Raw genomic sequence first — 19,701 nt, 5'->3', positions numbered from 1 at the left:
GGGTTGTGCGAAGCGGAGCAGGGCCTGTTACGCGGATAGCCCACCCCACACAACTCCCCTTGGGGGAGCGGTCTTGCTCGCGAAGGCGGTATGTCTGTGACGTAAATATCGACTGACACTACGCCTTCGCGAGCAAGCCCGCTCCCACAGGGTTCTGCGGTTGCTGCCGGATGACAGCATCGAGCGCAGCTACTGGATCAGCACCCGGCGCGAGCTGCACAAGTCGGTACGGCTGCGGGTGGTCTGGGATTATGTCGTCGGCCTTTGCGAGGTGGAGCAAGGCCTGTTACGCGGCTGATCCTGCCCACACAATTCCCTTGTAGGAGTGAGCCTGCTCGCGATAGCGGTGTATCAGGCGACTTCTGCTTCACAGGCATACCGCTATCGCGAGCAGGCTCACTCCTACAAGGGATCGCATCCGGGGTTGAATAATATATGGATATCCGTATATTCGGTTTTCCATATGTTCGAGCCCGCACTCCTATGCTCACCCCCACCGAACTGTTCAAAAGCCTGGCCGATGAAACCCGTGCCCGCGCCACCTTGCTGATTGCCGAGCAGGGTGAGCTGTGTGTCTGCGAGCTGATGTGCGCCCTCGACGACAGCCAGCCGAAAATCAGCCGCCACCTCGCGCAACTGCGCAGCAATGGGTTGTTGCTCGATCGCCGTCAGGGTCAGTGGGTCTATTACCGGCTCAACCCGGATCTGCCGGATTGGGTTCACCAGATCCTCAAGGTCACGGCCACGGCCAACGCCGATTGGCTCAAGGACAATGCCTGTCGCCTGCACAACATGGACGGCCGTCCTGCCCGCGAAACCGCGTGCTGCTGAATTTCTAATATCCCCGGAGCTATCCATGCGTGTCCTGTTCATGTGCACGGCCAACAGTTGCCGCAGCATCCTTTCCGAAGCCATGTTCAATCATCTGGCGCGCGAGGGCTTCGAGGCGGTGAGCGCCGGCAGTTTCCCCAAGGGCCAGGTGTTGCCACGCAGCCTGACGACGCTGCAGCAGGCCGGTATCGCTATCGACGGTTTGTACAGCAAAGGCAACGACGCCTTTGAAGGCAACCCGCCGGACATCGTCATCACCGTCTGCGACAAGGCAGCGGGCGAAACCTGCCCGGTGTACTTCGGCCCGGCGATCAAATGTCATTGGGGGCTGGAAGATCCCTCTGATGTGAGCGGTGACGAGGCCGCAATGGATGCCGCGTTCCGTGCCACGCTGGCGATCATCGAGCGCCGCTGCGCAACCTTCCTCGGTCTTCCTTTCAAATCACTCAGCCGCGTTGAGCTTCAGCGCGAACTGGATCGCATCGGCTCCCTCTGAGCCGGAGGACGTATGTCAGAGCACTTGCCCAATCTTGATCACACGCTGTTCGAAGGCCGGATCACATCACCTTCGCACGAACACAAACCACGCATCCTGCTGCTCTACGGCTCGACCCGCGAACGCTCCTTCAGCCGTCTGCTGGTGGAGGAGGCCGCACGCTTGCTGGAGCACTTCGGTGCCGAGACGCGCATCTTCAATCCGTCCGGTCTGCCGTTGCCTGATGACGCCCCGGTCGACCATCCCAAAGTCCAGGAACTGCGCGAGCTGGTGCTGTGGTCGGAAGGTCAGGTCTGGTGTTCGCCGGAACGCCACGGCGCGATGTCGGCGGTGTTCAAGGCGCAGATCGACTGGATTCCACTGGAACTCGGCGCGGTACGTCCGACCCAGGGCAAAACCCTCGCGGTGATGCAGGTCTGCGGCGGTTCGCAGTCGTTCAACGTGGTCAATCAACTGCGCGTGCTGGGGCGCTGGATGCGCATGTTCACCATCCCCAATCAGTCTTCGGTGCCCAAGGCGTTCACGGAATTCGACGAGGCGGGGCGGATGAAACCGTCAGCGTTTTATGACCGCGTGGTTGATGTGATGGAAGAGCTGGTGAAGTTCACCGTGCTGCTGCGCGAGCGCCAGGATTTTCTGGTGGATCGCTATTCCGAGCGCAAGGAAAGTGCCGAGCAACTTATGGCGCGGGTCAATCAACGCTCGATCTGAAATGCACAAACCTTCTAGCCTCAACGCGCCAATTGTGGATTACTGGCTCCAGCCCACCACTGTACGCACGCCATGAGCAACTGGATCGACCTTGCCCGCGACCGGGAAACCGGTATCGAAACCCTGCACGCGCATTTCGCCGGGCATGCGCACGCCTACGATCCGCACTGGCACGAAACCTACCTGATCGGCTTCACCGAGCAAGGCGTGCAGCGCTTCAACAGCCGTCGGGCGCGGCATGACAGCACGCCGGGCAAGGTCTTCATGCTTGAACCCGGCGACATCCATGACGGCGATGCGCCGAGCCCGGACGGCTTTACCTATCGCATGCTCTACCTGCAACCTTCGTGGCTGGAGCAGGCGCTGGACGGTTTGCATCTGGGCAGTTACGGCAGCGGCTTGCCGGGGATCGGCAGTGTGCTCAACGATGATCCCGAACTGGCTCGCGCCACCTTGTTTGCGTTCAATGCGCTGCATAAGCAGGACGTGCGCATGGTGCGCGATGTGGCGCTGGATGCGTTGCTCGAACGACTGGCGATTCATCTGTACCGGCGACCGCAACCGACCGCTGCCAACCGCGCGCCATTGATCGCCCGGCAGGCACGCGATTACCTGGTGGCCTACCACGAGCAGGACATCAGCCTGCAAACCCTGGCCGACGTCTGCGGCACCGACCGCTTTCGCCTGACCCGCGCGTTCAAGGCGGCCTATGGACTCGCGCCGCACGCGTGGCTGATCCAGCTGCGCCTCAGCCGTGGCCGGCAGATGCTAGCCGCCGGCATGCAGCCAGTGGAAGTCGCCAGCCGCCTCGGCTTCGCCGACCAGAGCCATCTGGGCCGCTGGTTCGTGCGCGCCTACGGCATCACGCCGGGCGCCTATCAGCAACGCGCCATCGGCACGTTTCGACGCTGAACAAACGTTCAAGACCACTACGCTGCTCAGCCATCACAGTAGGCCCTGACTTTCTACAGGGCCGTGCCATGCTTGCGTTCATCCTCTTTGCCTTCGTTGCCTCGGTCACCCCGGGGCCGACCAACCTGATCGTCCTCAGCACCAGCGCCCGACGCGGCTGGCGGCCGTGCCTGCCGATCATTCTCGGCGCGGGGGCGGGCGCTGCGTCTTTGGTTTGGGTGGCCGGCGCTGGCGCCAGTACGCTGATGCTGCCCGGCGTGCGCCCGGTGATCAGTGCGCTGGGGATGGGCTGGATGCTGTGGCTGGCGTGGCAGATCTTCACCGCGCCGGCCACTGCCATCGATCCCGCCGCCGGCGAGGAAAAACCCGAGCTGGGCCTGCTCGGCGCCGCGCTGTTGCAATGGGTCAACCCCAAGTCGTGGATGATGGCGATTGCCGTGATCAGCGTATTTACCGCGCAAGGGCAGGGCTTGAACGCGTTGTGCCTGGCGTTCTTTCTGGTGTCGTTGCCGAGTCTGGCGCTGTGGGCGTTGCTCGGTCGCGGTGCTGCGCGCTGGTTGAGCAATCCGGCGCAGTTGCAGTGGCTGAACCGGATTCTGGCGGTGTTGCTGGTGGTGTCATCCGCTGCTGCGTTGCTGCACAACTGAGGCGAGGCGTTGAGTGAGATAACAGAGGTTTTTTTCACAAAATTTGCAGGTGAAGTGAGGATAATGAGCGGGCAATCTGCAAGGGGTCTTGAGGCTGCAAGGGCAGGGTGGTGCAATCGGTTCGCCCTGCCATTGCGACGAGACCGTCGCTCACGACAATCACGAGGCACGTTATGACTCGCGACACCGCCGTCACCCGTTATGGAAAACTCTCAATCACCCTGCACTGGCTGATGCTGGCGCTGTTCGTCGGCGTCTATGCCTGTGTCGAAATCAAGGGCTACATGCCCAAGGGCAGCGAAGCACGCGGCCTGCTGATGGGCTTCCACGGCCTGTTCGGCGCGAGCATCTTCATCCTCGTCTGGGTGCGTCTGCTCGGCCGCTTGAGCCCACGCCCGCCGATCACTCCGAAGCCGCCAGCCTGGCAGACCGGCATCTCGCACCTGATGCACCTGGCGCTGTACGTGCTGATGATCGCCACGCCGATCCTCGCCTGGCTAATGCTCGCTGCCGCCGACAAACCGTTCCCATACTTCGGCTTCCACGTCCCGGCACCGGTCGCCATCGACCCGGACTTCGCCAAACAGCTCAAGTACTGGCATGAAACGCTGGGCAGCGCCGGCTACTGGCTGATCGGCTTGCACGCGGCGGCGGGGCTGTTTCACCACTACTGGGTGCGGGATAACACGCTGGTGCGGATGTTGCCGGGCCGCACCGAATACCCCCGCCCTCCTCCAACCCCCAATCCCGGTGGGGGCGAGCCTCCTCGCGAAGGCGATGTGTCAGCCACTGATGATGGCGTCTGACACGGCCCCTTCGCGAGCAGGCTCGCTCCCACAGGTTTTTGTGGTGTCTCGAAGAGCGCTGCAGTTGCCCGAATCACACTTCGCGTCCACTCTACGGCATGCCGACAAGGAGCGTCGCCGACCCTCCGTCGTGACCCAAGGGAGCTTGCAGCATGAGCGAAGACAACAAGGTAAAAGGCCCGGCGTCGTACTTCCCCTCCATCGAAAAAAAGTACGGCCAGCCCATCGATCACTGGCTGAACCTGCTCGCCGGCATCACCGACAAGAAACACATGGAACTGGTGGCGTGGCTCAAGGATGAACACGGCATGGGCCACGGTCATGCCAACGCCTTGGTTGCGCATCATCTGACGGTTAAAAAGTGAGGGCAGGGCAGCGATGAATTTCTCCCACCGGCCAGTGACGGCCGACGACGTCAAAACCCTGTGCGGCTTTCCGCAGGGCGTTCAAGAGTTGTACTTCATGTTCCCGAAAGCGCAGTACCCGCTGACGGAAGAACAAATGCACACCGCGATCAGCCAGCGCTTCGACTCCACGGCATTTCTGGCCAACGGCGAGTTCGTCGGCTTCGCCAACTTCTACCGTGCCGAGCACGACGGCGTCTGCTGTATCGGCAACGTCATCGTCGCGCCATACGCCCGGGGCCAGGGTGTCGCTCGCTACATTGTCGAAACCATGACCGCCGTCGGTTTCGAAAAGTATCAGGCCAGGGAAGTGCAGCTTTCATGTTTCAACGAAAACACCGCTGGGTTGCTGCTCTACCCGAAACTCGGCTTCGTCCCGTTCTCCATCGAAGAGCGTGCTGCGCCGGGCGGCAGACGTGTGGCGCTGATCAACATGACGCGCCACCGAGATTAGTCATCCCCCAATCCCTGTGGGAGCCGGGCTCGCCCGCGATGGCGCCAGCCCGGCCAGACACCCTCCCAAGCCTGACCCAAAACCTGTGGGAGCTAGCCTGCTAGCGAAGACGCCAGCCCAAACGACACCGTACTGCATCCATAAACACGATCATCCAGGCACCCGATGACTCAAACCTCCTCACCCCTGAGCTGACGACTCATCAGATCACAACTCGCCGACCACGACGTCAACCACTCCGGCATCTCGGGTGACTGCTCAGGCAGCCCCAACTCCCTGACAAACTCACCCGGCGCAATCGTTCCTTTCGCCGAACGAAACAGCCCACGCATGACCACCACGCCGATCACCCGTCCCTTGCTCACGAAGCGATGCTCCATGAAGCTCCATTTATCGTCCCAGCCAAGCATCCGGCTGTGAATTTCAAACGCTTCAAACAGCTTCAGCTCACGCCGAAATTTACCCCAGGTATCGCCAACGATCGGCAACGCTTTAGCGCGCAGCGCCACCCGAAACGCGCCGCTGCGCAACACAAAATCCATGCGCCCGACATCAGCCATGGTGAAGTAGCGACCATTGGTGACGTGCCGATTCAAATCAAGATCCAGCGGCCACACGCGCATGCGGATAACGGTGGATTCCAGCGCATTGACCGGCTTGCGCCACGGTCGGCGAAAAAGCATGCAGAGCAATCGAAACCACAGATTCATCAGTACGTCAGCCAGTAGAAAAGAGCGCTGCACTCTAGCGACCCGGGCGATGGCGAGGTAGGTGCGTAAATGACTTTTTTGAACGGAACAGTGCATTCCGATCATTGCCGGGTGGGTGCTGGATCGGTAGCCCGTTCAACCGTCGGATCAACAGGAAATAATCGCGGTGTTTAAACGAAGCCTGCCGTTACCACCGAAGCCCTACAACGCCTTGCGCCATCGCCTACGAGTACGCCAGAATCCGCCGGCTTGTGCGTCTAGGGCGCGGGTTCTATCGTCTGTCGGTCGCTGAAAAACAGTGATCGGGTTTGGTAGCCCTGAGTTCTCGTAGATTGCATAAGCATCATGTTCCGCAGTGTCTGTTCGACACGGCTTCATGGTGGTCATGCACAGGGCGTCTTCGGGCGCGCCGGTTTTCTACGTCCCGGTCTACCAACCTGCGCATGGCCGCCACCCTCGTTTGGTAGCGAGAGTGATGGCTCCCTTTTTTTGACGTAGGAGCTTCACCATGATCAAACCAACACCCAACCCGCCAGAAACCGACCTCGCATCACCCTACGAATCCCTCGATTCCAAAAAGCTCCACGAAGCCGCCGAACGCGCCCTCGACCACTATCTGTCCCCGGCCACCCAAATCATGGCCAACCCCCACAATCCCGAACCCATGTACCTCGCCAACCCGAAGTGCGACACCGAATCCCTGCTCGCCAACGCCAGCGAAACCCTCGGCTCCGCCAGCGAAATGCTCAACAACTTCGCCGCCACACTCGACACCTCCCACCGCAAAACCGCACTGGGCATCGCCCAGGTCGTCATGCTCGGCGAACTCGCCGTAAACCAGGCCCTCGACAACTTCGAAATCGCCCACTAGCCATGCCCGTGCGACGAGCCAAACCCTCGTCGCACCCAACAATTTCAACCGAGCTGGCACAGAGCCACGCCTTGCGCCCCCAAGCCTCGGCTGTCACCCTTCGGCCCGTTCTTCAAGGATCAGAACAAGGAATCAAGGATTGAGTGGCTACGTTCCCAACCCCCCGAAAAACTACCGCTACGAAGAAGCCAAACCCGTCGATATTCATGCCCAGCGTTGGGCTGAGTATGAGAAGCATGGGAAAGAGCCTTCATCGGCGCGTGAAAAAATTGGCATTGCACTGCGTATTGGAGTTTTCTTCGACGGCACAGGCAATAACGCCAACAACGCTGCCGCCGGGTTGCTCTGCGGTGCACATCATCCCATTGCTGCCAAAGATATTGACGCCAGTTGCAAGCCGTTCATGAAAGACCCGGACAGCAGCTACGGCAATGACACCAGCAATGTGCAAAAACTGAGTGACTTGTACTACGCCCCTCAAGGTGCCGAAGGTGATGGCGCGCAAAAGCAAGCATTCCGCGTGGTGTATATCGAAGGCATCGGTACCCGTTCGGGTGAAGAAGACAGCAAGTTCGGTGCTGGCACTGGCCGAGGCGAAACAGGTGTGGCCGGTCGTGTGCAATTCTCTTTTTCAGAAATCAAGCTGCGTATTGAGGGGCTGTTGGCTAGCCACCCCAACAGTGAAATTACCTCATTGACGTTCGACACGTTCGGGTTCAGTCGGGGGGCTGCCGCCGCGCGACACTTTGCCAACGAAATTGCACGCGGTAAGCAAGGCCCTCTCGGGGAGGTGTTGCGTAGCAACGCCAGAGATTTCAGCTCAACCTTCAATGACCAATACAAAAGCAGCATCAACATGGGCTTTATTGGTCTATTCGACACCGTGCCTTCAGTTGCTGGCTGGTCCAATCTGGGCAACATCCAAAGCCCAGTGGCGACGGGAATAAAGTTGTATCTGGACCGGCGTTTTTTCACTGATGTTGTTCAGCTAACGGCCCGTGACGAATGTCGAGCCAACTTCGCTTTGAGTCGCGTAAAACCTGATCATCTTGAGATTACTCTGCCGGGTGTCCACTCCGACATTGGCGGCGGTTACCTTGAAGATGCCCTAGAGAATGTTCTAGTCAGCCCAATGCAAACCCTCGAGGTACCCCAATACACAGAGGTGGCTTCTACTTCGATCTACCGTGACGCGGTGACAATCAGAGAACAATGGCTTGCAAACGGGTGGCCTGCGGAAATGCTGGAGGTCGTCACCCCTGATCCTCTTCTTTTGACCGGTTCAGCGAAAAACGATTTCGGCCCACGCATGAAACGCATTTATGCCGCTCTGCAACTTAAACGCCCCGTGAGCGGCCTATTGTCCAGGGTCTACTTGCGAGTGATGCACAAGTTGGCGAAAGAGAAGGGCGTCCGCTTTAAGGACATCCCAGAGACACCTGAACTGGCCGTTCCCTCAGAGCTTCAAGCATTATGTGATCGTTTTTTGGCAGGTGATTACAGTGTCACTGCCCAAGAAGATGAGATGCTGAAGCTGAAGTACATTCACACCTCGGCAAATTGGAACCATCCCTTGGGTCGCAGAGATGGGAGCGGTGTAAGAGCCGTCTATATCAATGCACCTACGACCGACTCGATTCGTGTGCAACACCCCCACGTACCTGACTGGACGCTCTGGTAATGAAATTACTTGTCACCCTGATTTGCGTGTTGTTCATGACTGGCTGCCAGTCTGCTGACCCGCTATCCGGCAAAAACGATCCCAAGTCCGAATGGTGGGAACTTGCCTTCATTGAGCCTGACTATATGCAGGTTTGGGTGGAAGACAGTTCTGTCCAGGACGTCACCGGTAAGGTTTTCTTCAAAGCCAATGGAGGCTCTGCGGCGGGTGGTGAGCCTGAAGATGGCACCGAGTCAGCCCGTGGATGGTCCATCGTTGATGGCAGCGGAAAGCGAGTGGTCGGGGCCGGTCTTCCCGTCCGCATATACGTTCGATGGCAATCGATCGTCGAAAAGAAAACCTGGCAAGCCTGGGTAGATATCCCAGAGCAGGCAAGGCAACTGATGGTGTCATCCACCAATAAACGATGCCCGGAAACGCCTGACCGAGAAGCCCGGTTTATGGCATCGGTCTACTTGGGACTCGCTCCCGGTGGAGTTGTGCAGGCTTGGGTTAAAGATTCATGCCATCACGCGGTCAAGGTCGCTCGGGCGCAAGCCGAGATCGAGCCATTAGGGCCGAGTCAGGGTAAGAACGAAGGGCGTTATGCATACCCTGTCAGCGAAAAGGCCAAGCGGTATATCGATAAATTCGGCATACCGTACGGGAGTTGGTAATCCTTAAGCCAATGAAGCAATTCGTAACGATACTCTGTGCCCTGTGGATGAGCGGCTGCCAGTCAAGTTATCCGCTATCAGCCAAAAACGACCCCAAATCTCCTTGGTGGGAGCTAGGCTTCACTGAGCCCAACTACATGAAAGTCTGGGTTGAGGACACTTCGGTCGAAGACATTAAAGGGAGAACGTTCCTGCGCACCGGAGGTGGATCGGCGTCAGGTGGTCAACCTCAAGACGGAACAGAATCGGCGCGAGGCTGGCACGGCGTGGGAAGCACCGGAAAAAGTGTTGTTGGTGCGGATCTTCCCAAACGGATCTATGTCCGTTGGCAATCAATTGTTGAACCGCAAACGTACAAGGTCTGGGTAGATATCCCAGAGGAAGCCAGACAACTCATGCTCGAGTCCGTCAATCAGCGCTGCGCAAAAACACCCGAACAAGAGGGGCGCTATAACGCGTCTCTCTACTTGGGCCTGGCGCCCGGTGGTGTCGTGCAAGTCTGGGTTCGAGACTCATGCCACCATCCTGCCAAAGTCGCCAGAGCACAGGCAGAGGTTGAACCGTTGGGGCCTAGTCAAGGTAAGAACCAAGGGCGATATGCGTATCCCGTCAGCGAAAAGTCTAAGCGGTATATAGAGAAATTCGGCATTCCGTACGGGAGTTGGTAACCCGTCCGCGAATGAAGCAATTCATATTAATTTTGAGCGTTCTACTGGTAGCTGGATGCCAGACTACGGACCCACTTTCAGCCGAGAATGATCCGAGATCCGATTGGTGGGGGCTGGCTTTCACTGAACCTGATTACATGAAGGTCTGGGTGGAAGACAGCTCCGTCCTGGACATCAAAAACAGAACGTTTTTCAAGGCGGGCGGAAGCACCGCCGCCGGAGGTGAACCAGAAGATGGCACAGAGTCAGCCCGTGGTTGGGGGGCGGTCAGTGGTTCCGGTATTCCGGTAACCGGTGCCGATCTTCCAAAGCTCATCTTCGTTCGTTGGCAGTCCATATCAGAGCAGAAGACCTACAAGGGTTTCATTGAAATTCCAGAATCAGCGAGGCAATTGATGGTGGATTCAACGCACCAGCGTTGCCCGGAAACTCCTGAAAGGACTGCTCGGTACATGGCTTCGCTTTACGTGGGGCTGGCCCCGGGTGGGGTACTTCAAGCATGGGTTAGAGACTCATGTCACCGACCGATCCAAGTAGCTCATGCCCAGGGCGAACTTGAACCGCTAGGCCCGGAGCAGGGGAAGCACGGAGGGCGCTATGCCTATCCAGTCAGTGAAAAGTCTAAGCGGTATATCGAAAAATTCGGTATCCCTTACGGTAGTTGGTAAGCGGTAAACCAATGAAGCTATGCATTGTGGCGGTATGCGTGTTGTTCCTGAGCGGTTGCCAGTCTGCCTATCCGCTATCCGTAAAAAACGACCCGAAATCCGAATCGTGGGAGCTTGCGTTCACCGAACCCTATTACATGAAGGTTTGGGTTGAGGACAGTGCCGTCGAAGACATAAACGGCAAGCTATTCACGCGGACGGGAGGAGGCACAGCCGCTGGTGGTGAACCAGAGAGTGGCAAAGAGTCCGCGCGCGGTTGGCATGCGGTAGGCGCGGCTGCGAAACCAGTGATTGGCGCTGGCTTGCCCAAACGCATTTACGTGCGCTGGCAATCCATTGTCGAGCCGCAGACCTATAAGGTATGGGTGGATGTGCCTGAAGAGGCGAGGCAACTGATGGTGCAATCGGTCAGTCAGCGGTGCCCGGAAACACCGGAGGAACAGGCCAGCTACAGCGCATCTATTTATCTGGGATTGGCCCCAGGGGGCGTTGTACAGGTTTTTATTCGGGACGAGTGCCACCGTCCTGTCAAAGTCGCCAGAGCGCAGGCAGCGGTTGAGCCGCTGGGGCCTAGTCAAGGTAAGAACCAAGGGCGCTATGCGTATCCCGTCAGCGAAAAGTCCAAGCGGTATATCGATAAATTCGGCATACCGTACGGGAGTTGGCAGTAGACAGGCAGGAGACACTTCTCTTGTCTGTCTTCAGCGGCTTGTTCTGAGTAATCATATTTGACAGCTACCGAGTCAATGTCGGGTTCAGCGAAGGTTCGCTTTCGGCCATAAACGGACGTTGGCTAACGACCGCTACCGGCCAGAAGCGGTCGTTCCCAAGCGGCGGCTTTCGACCCATAGTTGTCGATCAGACACACTTCGACTAGGTGAAACATTTTTCTAGAACCACTTGATTTGAGACCGCTGGAATGTATCCCATCGTTGGATGCGAAGTCTTCAGCTAGGTGCGGTTAAGCTTGGAAGTCCCAGATTCTGAGGGTTTTCAACGCCCCCAAGCAGTTCGGCTTGAGGTATAGTCAGCGTTGCCAGTCAATCCAGCACTTGACTTGTCGCCGGTTCAAGTTGCTCGCTCCGCTCGCTGGGCGAGCAAAAGCTTACTTTTTAACTAAACCTTATATTTACTGAGCAGGAAATAAGGATATTCAGATGCCAACAACTACATGCAGCAATGAAGAGTGCGGCCAAGATATAGAATTTGACCTGTCCGCCTTGGACGTTGAAAACTCAGAATCATCTGGAAGTCATACCACGCAGTACTCCGGCTCCGGAACTATTGAGTGCCAAAATTGCGAATCAGAAACTGAGGTTAGTTGTGTTTGGGATGTGTTGGATGATACAGGTGAAGTACTGAGCATTGATATGCTTTAAGTTGGGCGTGGACGACATCAGAGTTCAGCCCCCTCAGTCGGCCACAAATCTAGACGGATAGGAAGAAAAGGGGAATGATTTATTTTCTGAGAAATACATCAGTCCCCCTTTTCTGATTTTTTTCAATTACCCTGGAAGGGCCAGCCTCCGGTTTTTTCGTCCCTACACCGCGTTATTTGTCACCCTCTCGGGATATTGGTGCACTTATGAGCCCATTAAGTTTTACAGTCTGGTCTGGGCTCAGCAGCGGACTCTGGAAAAACTTTGTACCCAAAATTTCTATACCTCCGCGATTAGTATTGGCAAGCGCAATCTCATAATTGCGGAGCCCGGCTGAAAGCTGGAGTGAGTAATCTAAGGAAGCTTGGCCTTTCTTAGCCTCGCCACACTCTCCTTCGCTAGGCTGCATTCCAAATGCTTCAGTTGGTTTAAGGGTCCTGAACCAGCACCGAGCAATTGACCAATTAGCTCCATCTGGAGCAGTCATGCCAGGTGGATTTTTTTGAGCTGTCATGTGACATGAGAGACAAGATGAGTTTGGGTTGTCGACTGGTCCGTTCATCCTGCCACCTCGACCGAAATTCCGTTTGAAATCGAATGTTGACAAAACGATCCCTTCTTTCGGTTTTTCCTGATTACTCGCCATTTCGTCAGTGAGGGCGTGGTCATTGCCCCACATCAGGCCGACGGGCCGCAACTTTTTCCAAGGGTCTGACCCAGGTTGTGTCCCATCGTAGAAGAACGTTCCAAATACCCAGCCTGATGCATCATTGGCACTACTATCGCGCACACCGATATCAACCTGAAGTAGCCGTAAAGTAGCTTCGATTCTTTTAGCTGGCACCCCATTTATATTGTCGGCCGGGCATTTATCATCATCCGGATTGGGATCCTCGATAATTCTAGCCTGAATTGTTGGCGCTCCTGAAAGAGAAGACAGATCTGTAGTATCTGCTTGTGTGTAAAGGAATTTCACTACCACGGTACCAGGAGGAAATGGCAATGCTGAATAGTCGGGCTCCTGTGAAGTTCCACTCACTATCGGTGCCCAGAAACGCCCCAATGTGTACCCTCCGACGGGGTTGTAGAATCCAACTGCCCAGTTTTGCCGGCACTTTGTATGAGTGGGTCCAAGCTCTTTTGGCTGTGACCGGCGCTCAGATGTAAGCCCGTTAATGTACTCGCGCCCCTTCCCGCCAGGCCCCATCCAAGGCGCGTGATACCACTTGCGCACAGGGTTTTTTTCCACCGCCCACCGGGATCTGTCCTGCCCCTCAAGCGCATATTGCAATACGGCCGCCATATAGAGCTCAGGGTTCAACTTAAAGGAAATTTTTTCCCAAGGGCGGGGTTCGGCCGCTGGCAATGCTCGAGGAAAATCAAAGCTTGGCTTAAAAACTGGCCCAACATAATTCGGCTCCGGAGCCCCCGCCTGGTCCAGATGACTGCTTTTAGTTGGCGATTCTGCTACTGCATGATACGAGTAGGAGTTAAGGCTGAGCATTACCAAAAGCATCGCATATCGACTCATCATCCATCCCTTCAGGTCGGCACTTTTAAAGACAAATTGTGTGGAGCGATGGAACTTTATTCTTTAATTAAAGCTTGGATCACACACAACGCAAGTAGCCATCTAATATGAAGAGGCTTTGCTCATTACCATCTTCGGCTATAAAAAAATGGGGGCGCAGTTACGCGCGTTCAACAAGAAACTTGCCCGGCCGTCGTGCTTTCGCATCCGCAATCGCATCGCATCACACCACGGGCGATTCAGTTGCTGTTGCGCCTCAGCCAATTGGGCGGTGCGAGAAAGTTGCTCAAGCACGGACTCGAGGCCGAACACAAAGTGGTTGGCGTCGACGGCGCATCAGTGCCGGTGCGGATCATTCGGCCAAAGACAAAGGCCAAAGGCGTGGTACTGGATTTTCATGGCGGCGGCTGGGTCATCGGCAATGCAGAGATGAACGACCACCTCAACATCGGCATGGTGAATGCCTGCGACGTGGCAGTGGTCTCCGTCGATTATCGGCTTGTGGTCTCGACGCCGATTGAAGGCGTGATGCAAGACTGCCTCACGGCGGCTCGCTGGCTGCTGAGCGATGACTGCCACGAGTTTGCGAACCTGCCCGTCATCGTCGTGGGCGAGTCGGTCGGCGGCCACCTCGCCGCCGCGACCCTGCTGCAACTCAAACAGTGGCCGGACTTGTTCAAACGGGTGAGCGGGGCGCTGCTGTAATACGGCGTCTACGACCTGACCGAAACCCCCAGCGTACGCAACGCCGGGCCCGATACCTTGCTGCTGGATGGGCCGGGGATGGTTGAAGCGCTGCAAATGCTCACGCCGGGATTGAGCGATGAAGAACACCGGCAGCCACCGTTGTCTCCGTTGTATGGCGACTTCACCGGGTTTCCGCCGGCGTTGATGTTTGCGGCGGAGTTGGATCCGCTCAGGGATGACACGCTTGAGTTGGCTGAGCGTTGGGGCAGGGCGGCGGAGGTTGAAGTGCATCTGCTGCCGGAAACGGCGCATGGGGTGATTCATTTTCCGCTGGGGTTGGCGGGGAGGGTGCATGGGTATAGTTGGGAGTGGGTTGCGGGGCGGGTTGGTGAGGGGTGAGTGTTCTGGAAGCGCCCGCACCTCGCTTGATGCCATGACCGCAAATCACTTATTTCTTTACCTGTATTCATGCTGAAGATATGTTGCTGGCAAAAGGATATTAAATATTCGAGTCTCAGGGAAAGGCGCTCCAAAGTGATCACTCGACTGGCTCACCCACCTGCATCCCTTCCCTGATCTTCGTGACTCTAGCAAACCAAGCTCGGCAATCGTTGTGTCCGATGAGTTGATCCCCTAGGTTCAAACTTTCGGCTGACTGCTCGCTAGACTTCCCTGCCATGCTTCTGGTGATGGTGTCAACGTGGGACAGTTTCTCCATAAGCATCTTTCCAGGCCGCAGACACGATCGAAGCCGTTAATGTGCAAATTCAGATAGCAGGTTTTCCTATGAATGCAGTGATCGGCCAGAAGCTACAGAGCAGTCGCAAAGAGCTTCTGGATATCGGGCTCCGCAACAACATGCTCAATTTCCGCAAGACCGCCAAGACCCTGATAGTGGTCGATGAGCAGTCCGAAGAGGTCTTCAAGACCCTCTATCGTCAGGAAAAGGCCATGACCTTTGCGCCAATGGCTCGCAAGAAGCTAGCGGAGCTGGTCAGGACCTCCAAGTCAGCAGAGGAAGGGGAGGACAATACTGATACTCCCGGCGATGAAGAGCTGTTGTATGAGCTCGACAGTTTGGACTGGACTGCCGCCACTGGCGACGCAGGCGCGGATGAAACAGGCAAGGCTCGCCGTCATCTCGATACGCGTTTGCAGACCGCCATCGAAGATGATCGGCTTTTTCTCCAACTATTGAAAATCCATACCGAGGCCAAAGGTTTTATCGAGGAGCAGGGCGTCAACACACTGTTCTTGTCCCTTGGCTTCCTGCATTGGTATGAGGCCGACAGTTCTGAAAACCTGCGAAAAGCGCCTTTGATTCTGCTGCCCGTCACCCTTGAACGCAGCGGGGCCAAAGATGCGTTTAAGCTTAGGTACTCCGGTGACGAGCTGATGCCGAACTTGTCCCTAGTCGCCAAGCTCAAGACCGACTTTGGCCTGGACCTGAGTTCTTGTGCATTCGACGAGGATACCTTCGATGCTGATGAAAACAGTCTCGATCGCTTTTTCAGTGATGTTTCTGCTGTGGTCAGCAAACAACCCAGATGGAAGATTGCCAATAACGAAATAGCACTGGGCTTTTTTTCGTTCGGCAAGTTCTTGATGTTCAAGGATCTCGATCCGAAAAGTTGGCCAGAAGACAAGCAGCCTGATGCCAATCCGGTGATGAAGCGATTGCTGGGCTCGGGTTTCGGCGATCTGCGCGCGGCATTTCCAGAGGATGTGAATATCGACTCGGTGATCGAGCCGGGTGAAGTTCGTTTCGTCAAGGACGCCGACAGCAGCCAGACCGAAGCGATCCTGGAAGTGCGCGAAGGCTCCAACCTAGTCATTCAGGGCCCACCGGGTACCGGTAAGTCCCAGACGATTACCAACATCATCGCCGAACTGATCGGGCAGAAAAAAACCGTACTGTTCGTTGCCGAGAAGATGGCGGCCTTGGAGGTCGTGAAGCGCCGCCTAGATGAAAGCCATCTCGGCGACGCGGTATTCGAGCTGCATTCCCACAAATCCACCAAGCAGTCTGTGCTCAAGGAGTTGGGGCGAACCCTGAGCCAAGGGCGGCCAATCACCAAAGGCGCAGAGGGAGACCTGGCCAGCCTGAAAGAACTTCAGGTATCCCTTAATAATTACTGCGAAGCCCTCAGCGCGTCGGCAGGGGCGAGCGGTTTGCCCTTCCTCGATGTGCTGGGTCGTTACCTGAGACTGAAGCGAGTTCATCCGGGACTACCCGTGATCCCGTTTGGGCCAATGGTCGGCTGGAGCTTTACTCAGCAGCAAAAGCAGCGAGAGCTGGTCGAAGAATTAGTGCTCCACCTTAACGCGATGGGGCGCCCGGATCGCAGCCCCTTCTGGGGCAGCCAGCGGACTTTCTTCTCTCCTATCGAACAAAGTACTGCCAATGACGAGTTGCAGTCGGCGATCTCGCACCTCCATGCGTTGCAATCCGCCACTACCGCGCTCTCCGAGCGATTGATGCTGACCCAGCCGGCCACCTTGGCGGATGTCGATGTAGTCTGCCGCGCCGCACGCCGTGCGGCGGAGGCCCCGCGACTTGAGGGCATCAAGATATCCACGGGGGAATGGCAGTCGCGTCGCGATTCCATTCGCGAATTGCTCGAGGCCGGCGAGAAGATGTCTGTCTGTCGTGATCAATTCGACAAACAGTTGATCGACGCAGCTTGGGACCAGGATCTTTTGGAGGTTCGCCAGAACCTGCAAGCCTACGGTGACAAATGGTGGAGAGTCCTTTCGGGTCGCTTCCGCGCCTCGCGTACTCGATTGCAAGGGCTTGTCCGCGAGGTATTGCCGAAAAGCAATGCAGGCATGCTCGAGCTGGTCGACGCGGTCTTAATCTACCAGCAGAACAAGAAGGTGTATGACCAGCACGAAACCTTGGGAAGTGCACTGTTTGGGGCTCAGTGGCAACGGCAGAAGACCGACTGGCCTGTGCTTGAGCGCTTGAGTGCCTGGGTTATCCAGTTGCATGACGATCTGGGGCATGGACAGATCCCGCAGGGCATTATCGCCTTCTTGGCCGGACATGCCGATGCCACAGGGTTGGGCGATGCGGTCGCTGATGTAGAGCAGCATGTAAGTGGGCTGGACAAAGCGATTCGTGGTTCGCTGGAAGTGACTGGCATGCAGGAGGAGAACGCCAAGGCTGATGTCAGGAAACTCTCTCTGGCTACTCTGGAGGCGCGTCTGCAGGAATGGCAGGGCAATCTCACCGCCCTCTACCAGATTTCGCGATTCAACGTGCTCGCTGGACAGATGCTTACGGCCAACTTGGGCGAGCTACTTGGCATCGCCATCAGGAGTGATCAGCACGAAAGTCTGACTGCCATTCTGGATCTTTCCTGGTATGCAGGCCTGGTGCAATCAGTGTACGCCCAAAACCCGGCGCTCCAACAGTTCGACCGGATCAAGCATGAGCACCAGATCGCGCGTTTCAAGTCGCTTGATCTCGCCTCCCTTAATCACGCCCAGACGTCCCTGGCGAAGCAGGCGTGGGAAGGAATGCCTAATATCAACCAACCCGGTGAGATGGCGGTATTGCGAGCTGAGCTGAACAAGAAGCGCCGCCATATGCCGATCCGGCAAATTATCGAGAAGGCGGGGCGAGCGATCCAGCAAATAAAACCGGTGTTCATGATGAGCCCCATGTCGATCGCCAACTTCCTCCCGCCAGGCAAAGTCGAGTTCGACGTGGTGGTGTTCGACGAAGCTTCCCAGGTGAAAGCGGTCGATGCATTTGGCGCCATCATGCGCGGCAAGCAGGTGGTTGTCGTGGGTGACACCCGCCAGATGCCGCCTACTGACTTCTTCAGTCGTGATGTCGAGATGGACGACGAAGAGGGCGTTACCGCCGACATTGAAAGTATCCTGAGCATGTTCAAGGCCGCCGGTAGCCAGGAGCGTTATTTGCGCTGGCACTATCGTAGCCGGCACGAGTCGTTGATTGCGGTTTCTAACGTCGAGTTTTACGACAGCAAACTGGTGGTCTTCCCATCGGCGGGGCAACATCCTGATGCCACAGGTATCAGCTTCGACTACTTGCCTGAGGCAGTCTACGACCGGGGCCGTACCCGCACGAACAAGGGGGAAGCCAAGGCTGTCGCGAAAGCTGTCATGGAACACGCGATCCGCACGCCCGACTTATCGCTGGGAGTAGCTGCCTTCAGCGTGGCGCAGCGTGATCTGATCCAGGTGGAAATCGAGTTGCTGCGTCGTCAGTCGCCGGAAGCAGAAGCGTTCTTTACCGCCCAAGGGAGTGAGCCATTCTTCGTTAAGAACCTGGAAAACATACAGGGTGATGAGCGGGACAAGATATTCATCAGCATCGGGTATGGGCGTAACGAGTCCGGCCGCATTGCCAAGGAGTTCGGTCCAGTAAACCGGGAGGGCGGCCACCGTCGCCTCAACGTTCTGATCACACGGGCCAAACTGGCTATGCGCGTGTTCAGTAACTTCAAGGCCGAAGAACTTGAACTCGACTCCAATGCTCCTCAGGGCGTCAGGGCGCTGAAGAATTTTCTCAAGTATGCCGAGACAGGCGAACTCGAAGTCGCATGCGAGACTGGTAAAGCAGCAGACTCGCCGTTTGAGCTGGAAGTGATTGAGGCGCTGAGAGACAGAGACTATGTGGTGGAGCCGCAGGTAGGAACCGCAGGTTACTTCATCGATATTGCCGTCAAGGATCCGGAGTATCTGGGGCGCTATGTCTTGGCGATCGAATGCGATGGCGCTGCCTATCACAGCGCACGATCGGCGCGTGATCGTGATCGCCTGCGCCAGGGAGTGCTGGAGGGGTTAGGCTGGAACTTCCACCGGATCTGGAGCACGGACTGGTTCCGCAATCCTCAGCAGGAAATTACACGCGTCGTTGCAGCGATCGAAGCAGCTCGTGCCAGGATCGCTGAGGGGCGGAATGCGCTTCCCCAAGTGGCGTCGGAGCTGAAGCATGAGATTTTCAGGGATGTGCCGGCCGTGGAAGCTATGCCGAGTGCCAGCAGGCTATACGTGAAAGCTCGTCTGGCACCCGTAGCCTCGCTGAATGAGCTGCATCAGGAAAAGCCAGAGCGCCTAATGCAGATGATACGTACTGTGGTGGAGGTCGAAGCTCCGGTGCACACCGCCGAAGTCACTCGCCGACTCATGGAGGCGTTCGGTGTGACGCGGGCGGGCTCGAGGATTACAAACGCGGTTGAGCAGGCTATTCGTCTTGGCGTGCAGCACAGGTTGTTCCACGGACGAAGTGGCTTCATGTATTCAGCTGAAAACAAAGCTATCCCTATCCGTAGCCGGGCCCATTTTGAATCTTCGGAGCGTAAGGTGGAGTGGGTCGCCCCGGAAGAGCTTGATCAGGCACTTGTAGAAACAGTCACCCTAGGATTTTCGATGAGTCGGGATGACGTTATTTCAGGAGCGCTGGCGCTTCTGGGCTTTGGACGGGCAACGGCGAAGATTGCTGGAATGGTTGACGAAAGGATTGTTGTTCTGGTCAACAGCGGGCGTTTGCGAATGGTTGATGGGCTGGTAACTCCTGAATCGACCTCGCTTTCGTAGACTCTTTAATCCTCAAAT

General features: G+C 56.8%; 17 protein-coding genes and 2 pseudogenes. 17 read left to right on the top strand and 2 right to left on the bottom strand.

All coding sequences use genetic code 11. The features are described from left to right. Positions 1-160 precede the first annotated feature (160 nt). The 9 genes and pseudogenes from LVD08_RS17620 to LVD08_RS17580 all read left to right on the top strand — a co-directional run. Positions 161-298 (top strand): annotated as a pseudogene (locus LVD08_RS17620) (LysR family transcriptional regulator); the annotation flags it as partial. Between the two features lie 185 nt (positions 299-483). Next, on the top strand, positions 484-831 hold the full coding sequence (locus LVD08_RS17615; RefSeq protein ID WP_098964418.1) for a metalloregulator ArsR/SmtB family transcription factor: 348 nt from the start codon (positions 484-486) through the stop codon (positions 829-831). A gap of 25 nt (positions 832-856) precedes the next feature. Further along, positions 857-1,327 (top strand): arsenate reductase ArsC, encoded by a 471-nt coding sequence (locus LVD08_RS17610; protein ID WP_247268781.1) that lies wholly within the window; start codon positions 857-859, stop codon positions 1,325-1,327. Positions 1,328-1,339: 12 nt separating this feature from the next. After that, entirely contained in the window at positions 1,340-2,038 is a 699-nt protein-coding gene (arsH, locus tag LVD08_RS17605; protein ID WP_007966871.1) for an arsenical resistance protein ArsH, read from the top strand. 72 nt (positions 2,039-2,110) lie between these two features. Then, positions 2,111-2,950: a helix-turn-helix domain-containing protein gene (locus tag LVD08_RS17600; protein WP_096796360.1), complete on the top strand. Its 840-nt coding sequence runs from the start codon at positions 2,111-2,113 to the stop codon at positions 2,948-2,950. A 68-nt stretch (positions 2,951-3,018) separates the two neighbouring features. Then, complete coding sequence (locus LVD08_RS17595; RefSeq protein ID WP_247268780.1) at positions 3,019-3,597, top strand: LysE family translocator; 579 nt, start codon at positions 3,019-3,021, stop codon at positions 3,595-3,597. Between the two features lie 173 nt (positions 3,598-3,770). Continuing rightward, positions 3,771-4,403, top strand: coding sequence for a cytochrome b (locus LVD08_RS17590; protein ID WP_247268779.1), 633 nt, complete (start codon positions 3,771-3,773; stop codon positions 4,401-4,403). 152 nt (positions 4,404-4,555) lie between these two features. Then, complete coding sequence (locus LVD08_RS17585) at positions 4,556-4,768, top strand: DUF4287 domain-containing protein (RefSeq protein WP_247268778.1); 213 nt, start codon at positions 4,556-4,558, stop codon at positions 4,766-4,768. A gap of 13 nt (positions 4,769-4,781) precedes the next feature. Beyond that, entirely contained in the window at positions 4,782-5,261 is a 480-nt protein-coding gene (locus LVD08_RS17580; RefSeq protein ID WP_247268777.1) for a GNAT family N-acetyltransferase, read from the top strand. Between the two features lie 170 nt (positions 5,262-5,431). On the opposite strand, the gene LVD08_RS17575 is transcribed toward LVD08_RS17580, so the two are convergent. Further along, the gene (locus tag LVD08_RS17575) at positions 5,432-5,971 is read right to left on the bottom strand and encodes a thioesterase family protein (protein WP_095136509.1); all 540 of its coding nucleotides are present in this window, start codon (positions 5,969-5,971) and stop codon (positions 5,432-5,434) included. Between the two features lie 508 nt (positions 5,972-6,479). Between LVD08_RS17575 and LVD08_RS17570 the strand changes: the two genes are divergently transcribed. The 6 genes from LVD08_RS17570 to LVD08_RS17545 all read left to right on the top strand — a co-directional run bounded on the left by LVD08_RS17570 (position 6,480) and on the right by LVD08_RS17545 (position 11,186). Further along, positions 6,480-6,842: a DUF6124 family protein gene (locus LVD08_RS17570; RefSeq protein ID WP_247268776.1), complete on the top strand. Its 363-nt coding sequence runs from the start codon at positions 6,480-6,482 to the stop codon at positions 6,840-6,842. A gap of 139 nt (positions 6,843-6,981) precedes the next feature. Continuing rightward, positions 6,982-8,523 carry a phospholipase effector Tle1 domain-containing protein gene (locus tag LVD08_RS17565; RefSeq protein WP_247268775.1) on the top strand — a complete coding sequence of 514 codons (1,542 nt, stop codon included), beginning with the start codon at positions 6,982-6,984 and terminating at the stop codon, positions 8,521-8,523. Beyond that, entirely contained in the window at positions 8,523-9,179 is a 657-nt protein-coding gene (locus LVD08_RS17560) for a DUF2931 family protein (protein WP_247268774.1), read from the top strand. Before LVD08_RS17565 ends, LVD08_RS17560 begins: the two co-directional genes overlap by 1 nt. A gap of 11 nt (positions 9,180-9,190) precedes the next feature. Then, positions 9,191-9,847: a DUF2931 family protein gene (locus LVD08_RS17555; RefSeq protein WP_247268773.1), complete on the top strand. Its 657-nt coding sequence runs from the start codon at positions 9,191-9,193 to the stop codon at positions 9,845-9,847. 11 nt (positions 9,848-9,858) lie between these two features. After that, complete coding sequence (locus LVD08_RS17550; protein ID WP_247268772.1) at positions 9,859-10,515, top strand: DUF2931 family protein; 657 nt, start codon at positions 9,859-9,861, stop codon at positions 10,513-10,515. A gap of 11 nt (positions 10,516-10,526) precedes the next feature. Then, the gene (locus LVD08_RS17545; protein ID WP_247268771.1) at positions 10,527-11,186 is read left to right on the top strand and encodes a DUF2931 family protein; all 660 of its coding nucleotides are present in this window, start codon (positions 10,527-10,529) and stop codon (positions 11,184-11,186) included. Between the two features lie 880 nt (positions 11,187-12,066). Here the strand turns inward: LVD08_RS17545 and LVD08_RS17540 are convergent. Continuing rightward, the gene (locus LVD08_RS17540) at positions 12,067-13,428 is read right to left on the bottom strand and encodes a hypothetical protein (RefSeq protein ID WP_247268770.1); all 1,362 of its coding nucleotides are present in this window, start codon (positions 13,426-13,428) and stop codon (positions 12,067-12,069) included. A gap of 145 nt (positions 13,429-13,573) precedes the next feature. On the opposite strand from LVD08_RS17540, the pseudogene LVD08_RS17535 reads away from it, so the two are divergent. Continuing rightward, positions 13,574-14,511 (top strand): annotated as a pseudogene (locus LVD08_RS17535) (alpha/beta hydrolase). A gap of 387 nt (positions 14,512-14,898) precedes the next feature. Continuing rightward, complete coding sequence (locus LVD08_RS17530; protein WP_247268769.1) at positions 14,899-19,683, top strand: DUF3320 domain-containing protein; 4,785 nt, start codon at positions 14,899-14,901, stop codon at positions 19,681-19,683. Positions 19,684-19,701: the final 18 nt, after the last annotated feature.

Origin of the sequence: Pseudomonas sp. YL2, assembly GCF_023063025.1 — a bacterium.
Lineage (GTDB): Bacteria > Pseudomonadota > Gammaproteobacteria > Pseudomonadales > Pseudomonadaceae > Aquipseudomonas > Aquipseudomonas putida_A.
Note: the sequence above shows the minus strand (reverse complement) of the source record. Positions and strands in the feature narration are given on the sequence as shown.

What these genes read in the sequence shown, in the direction of transcription:
- LVD08_RS17615 (WP_098964418.1), top strand. Translation starts at nt 484, where the DNA reads ATGCTCACCCCCACCGAACTGTTCAAAAGCCTGGCCGATGAAACCCGT.
- LVD08_RS17610 (WP_247268781.1), top strand. Translation starts at nt 857, where the DNA reads ATGCGTGTCCTGTTCATGTGCACGGCCAACAGTTGCCGCAGCATCCTT.
- arsH (WP_007966871.1), top strand. Translation starts at nt 1,340, where the DNA reads ATGTCAGAGCACTTGCCCAATCTTGATCACACGCTGTTCGAAGGCCGG.
- LVD08_RS17600 (WP_096796360.1), top strand. Translation starts at nt 2,111, where the DNA reads ATGAGCAACTGGATCGACCTTGCCCGCGACCGGGAAACCGGTATCGAA.
- LVD08_RS17595 (WP_247268780.1), top strand. Translation starts at nt 3,019, where the DNA reads ATGCTTGCGTTCATCCTCTTTGCCTTCGTTGCCTCGGTCACCCCGGGG.
- LVD08_RS17590 (WP_247268779.1), top strand. Translation starts at nt 3,771, where the DNA reads ATGACTCGCGACACCGCCGTCACCCGTTATGGAAAACTCTCAATCACC.
- LVD08_RS17585 (WP_247268778.1), top strand. Translation starts at nt 4,556, where the DNA reads ATGAGCGAAGACAACAAGGTAAAAGGCCCGGCGTCGTACTTCCCCTCC.
- LVD08_RS17580 (WP_247268777.1), top strand. Translation starts at nt 4,782, where the DNA reads ATGAATTTCTCCCACCGGCCAGTGACGGCCGACGACGTCAAAACCCTG.
- LVD08_RS17575 (WP_095136509.1), bottom strand. Translation starts at nt 5,971, where the DNA reads ATGAATCTGTGGTTTCGATTGCTCTGCATGCTTTTTCGCCGACCGTGG.
- LVD08_RS17570 (WP_247268776.1), top strand. Translation starts at nt 6,480, where the DNA reads ATGATCAAACCAACACCCAACCCGCCAGAAACCGACCTCGCATCACCC.
- LVD08_RS17560 (WP_247268774.1), top strand. Translation starts at nt 8,523, where the DNA reads ATGAAATTACTTGTCACCCTGATTTGCGTGTTGTTCATGACTGGCTGC.
- LVD08_RS17555 (WP_247268773.1), top strand. Translation starts at nt 9,191, where the DNA reads ATGAAGCAATTCGTAACGATACTCTGTGCCCTGTGGATGAGCGGCTGC.
- LVD08_RS17550 (WP_247268772.1), top strand. Translation starts at nt 9,859, where the DNA reads ATGAAGCAATTCATATTAATTTTGAGCGTTCTACTGGTAGCTGGATGC.
- LVD08_RS17545 (WP_247268771.1), top strand. Translation starts at nt 10,527, where the DNA reads ATGAAGCTATGCATTGTGGCGGTATGCGTGTTGTTCCTGAGCGGTTGC.
- LVD08_RS17540 (WP_247268770.1), bottom strand. Translation starts at nt 13,428, where the DNA reads ATGATGAGTCGATATGCGATGCTTTTGGTAATGCTCAGCCTTAACTCC.
- LVD08_RS17530 (WP_247268769.1), top strand. Translation starts at nt 14,899, where the DNA reads ATGAATGCAGTGATCGGCCAGAAGCTACAGAGCAGTCGCAAAGAGCTT.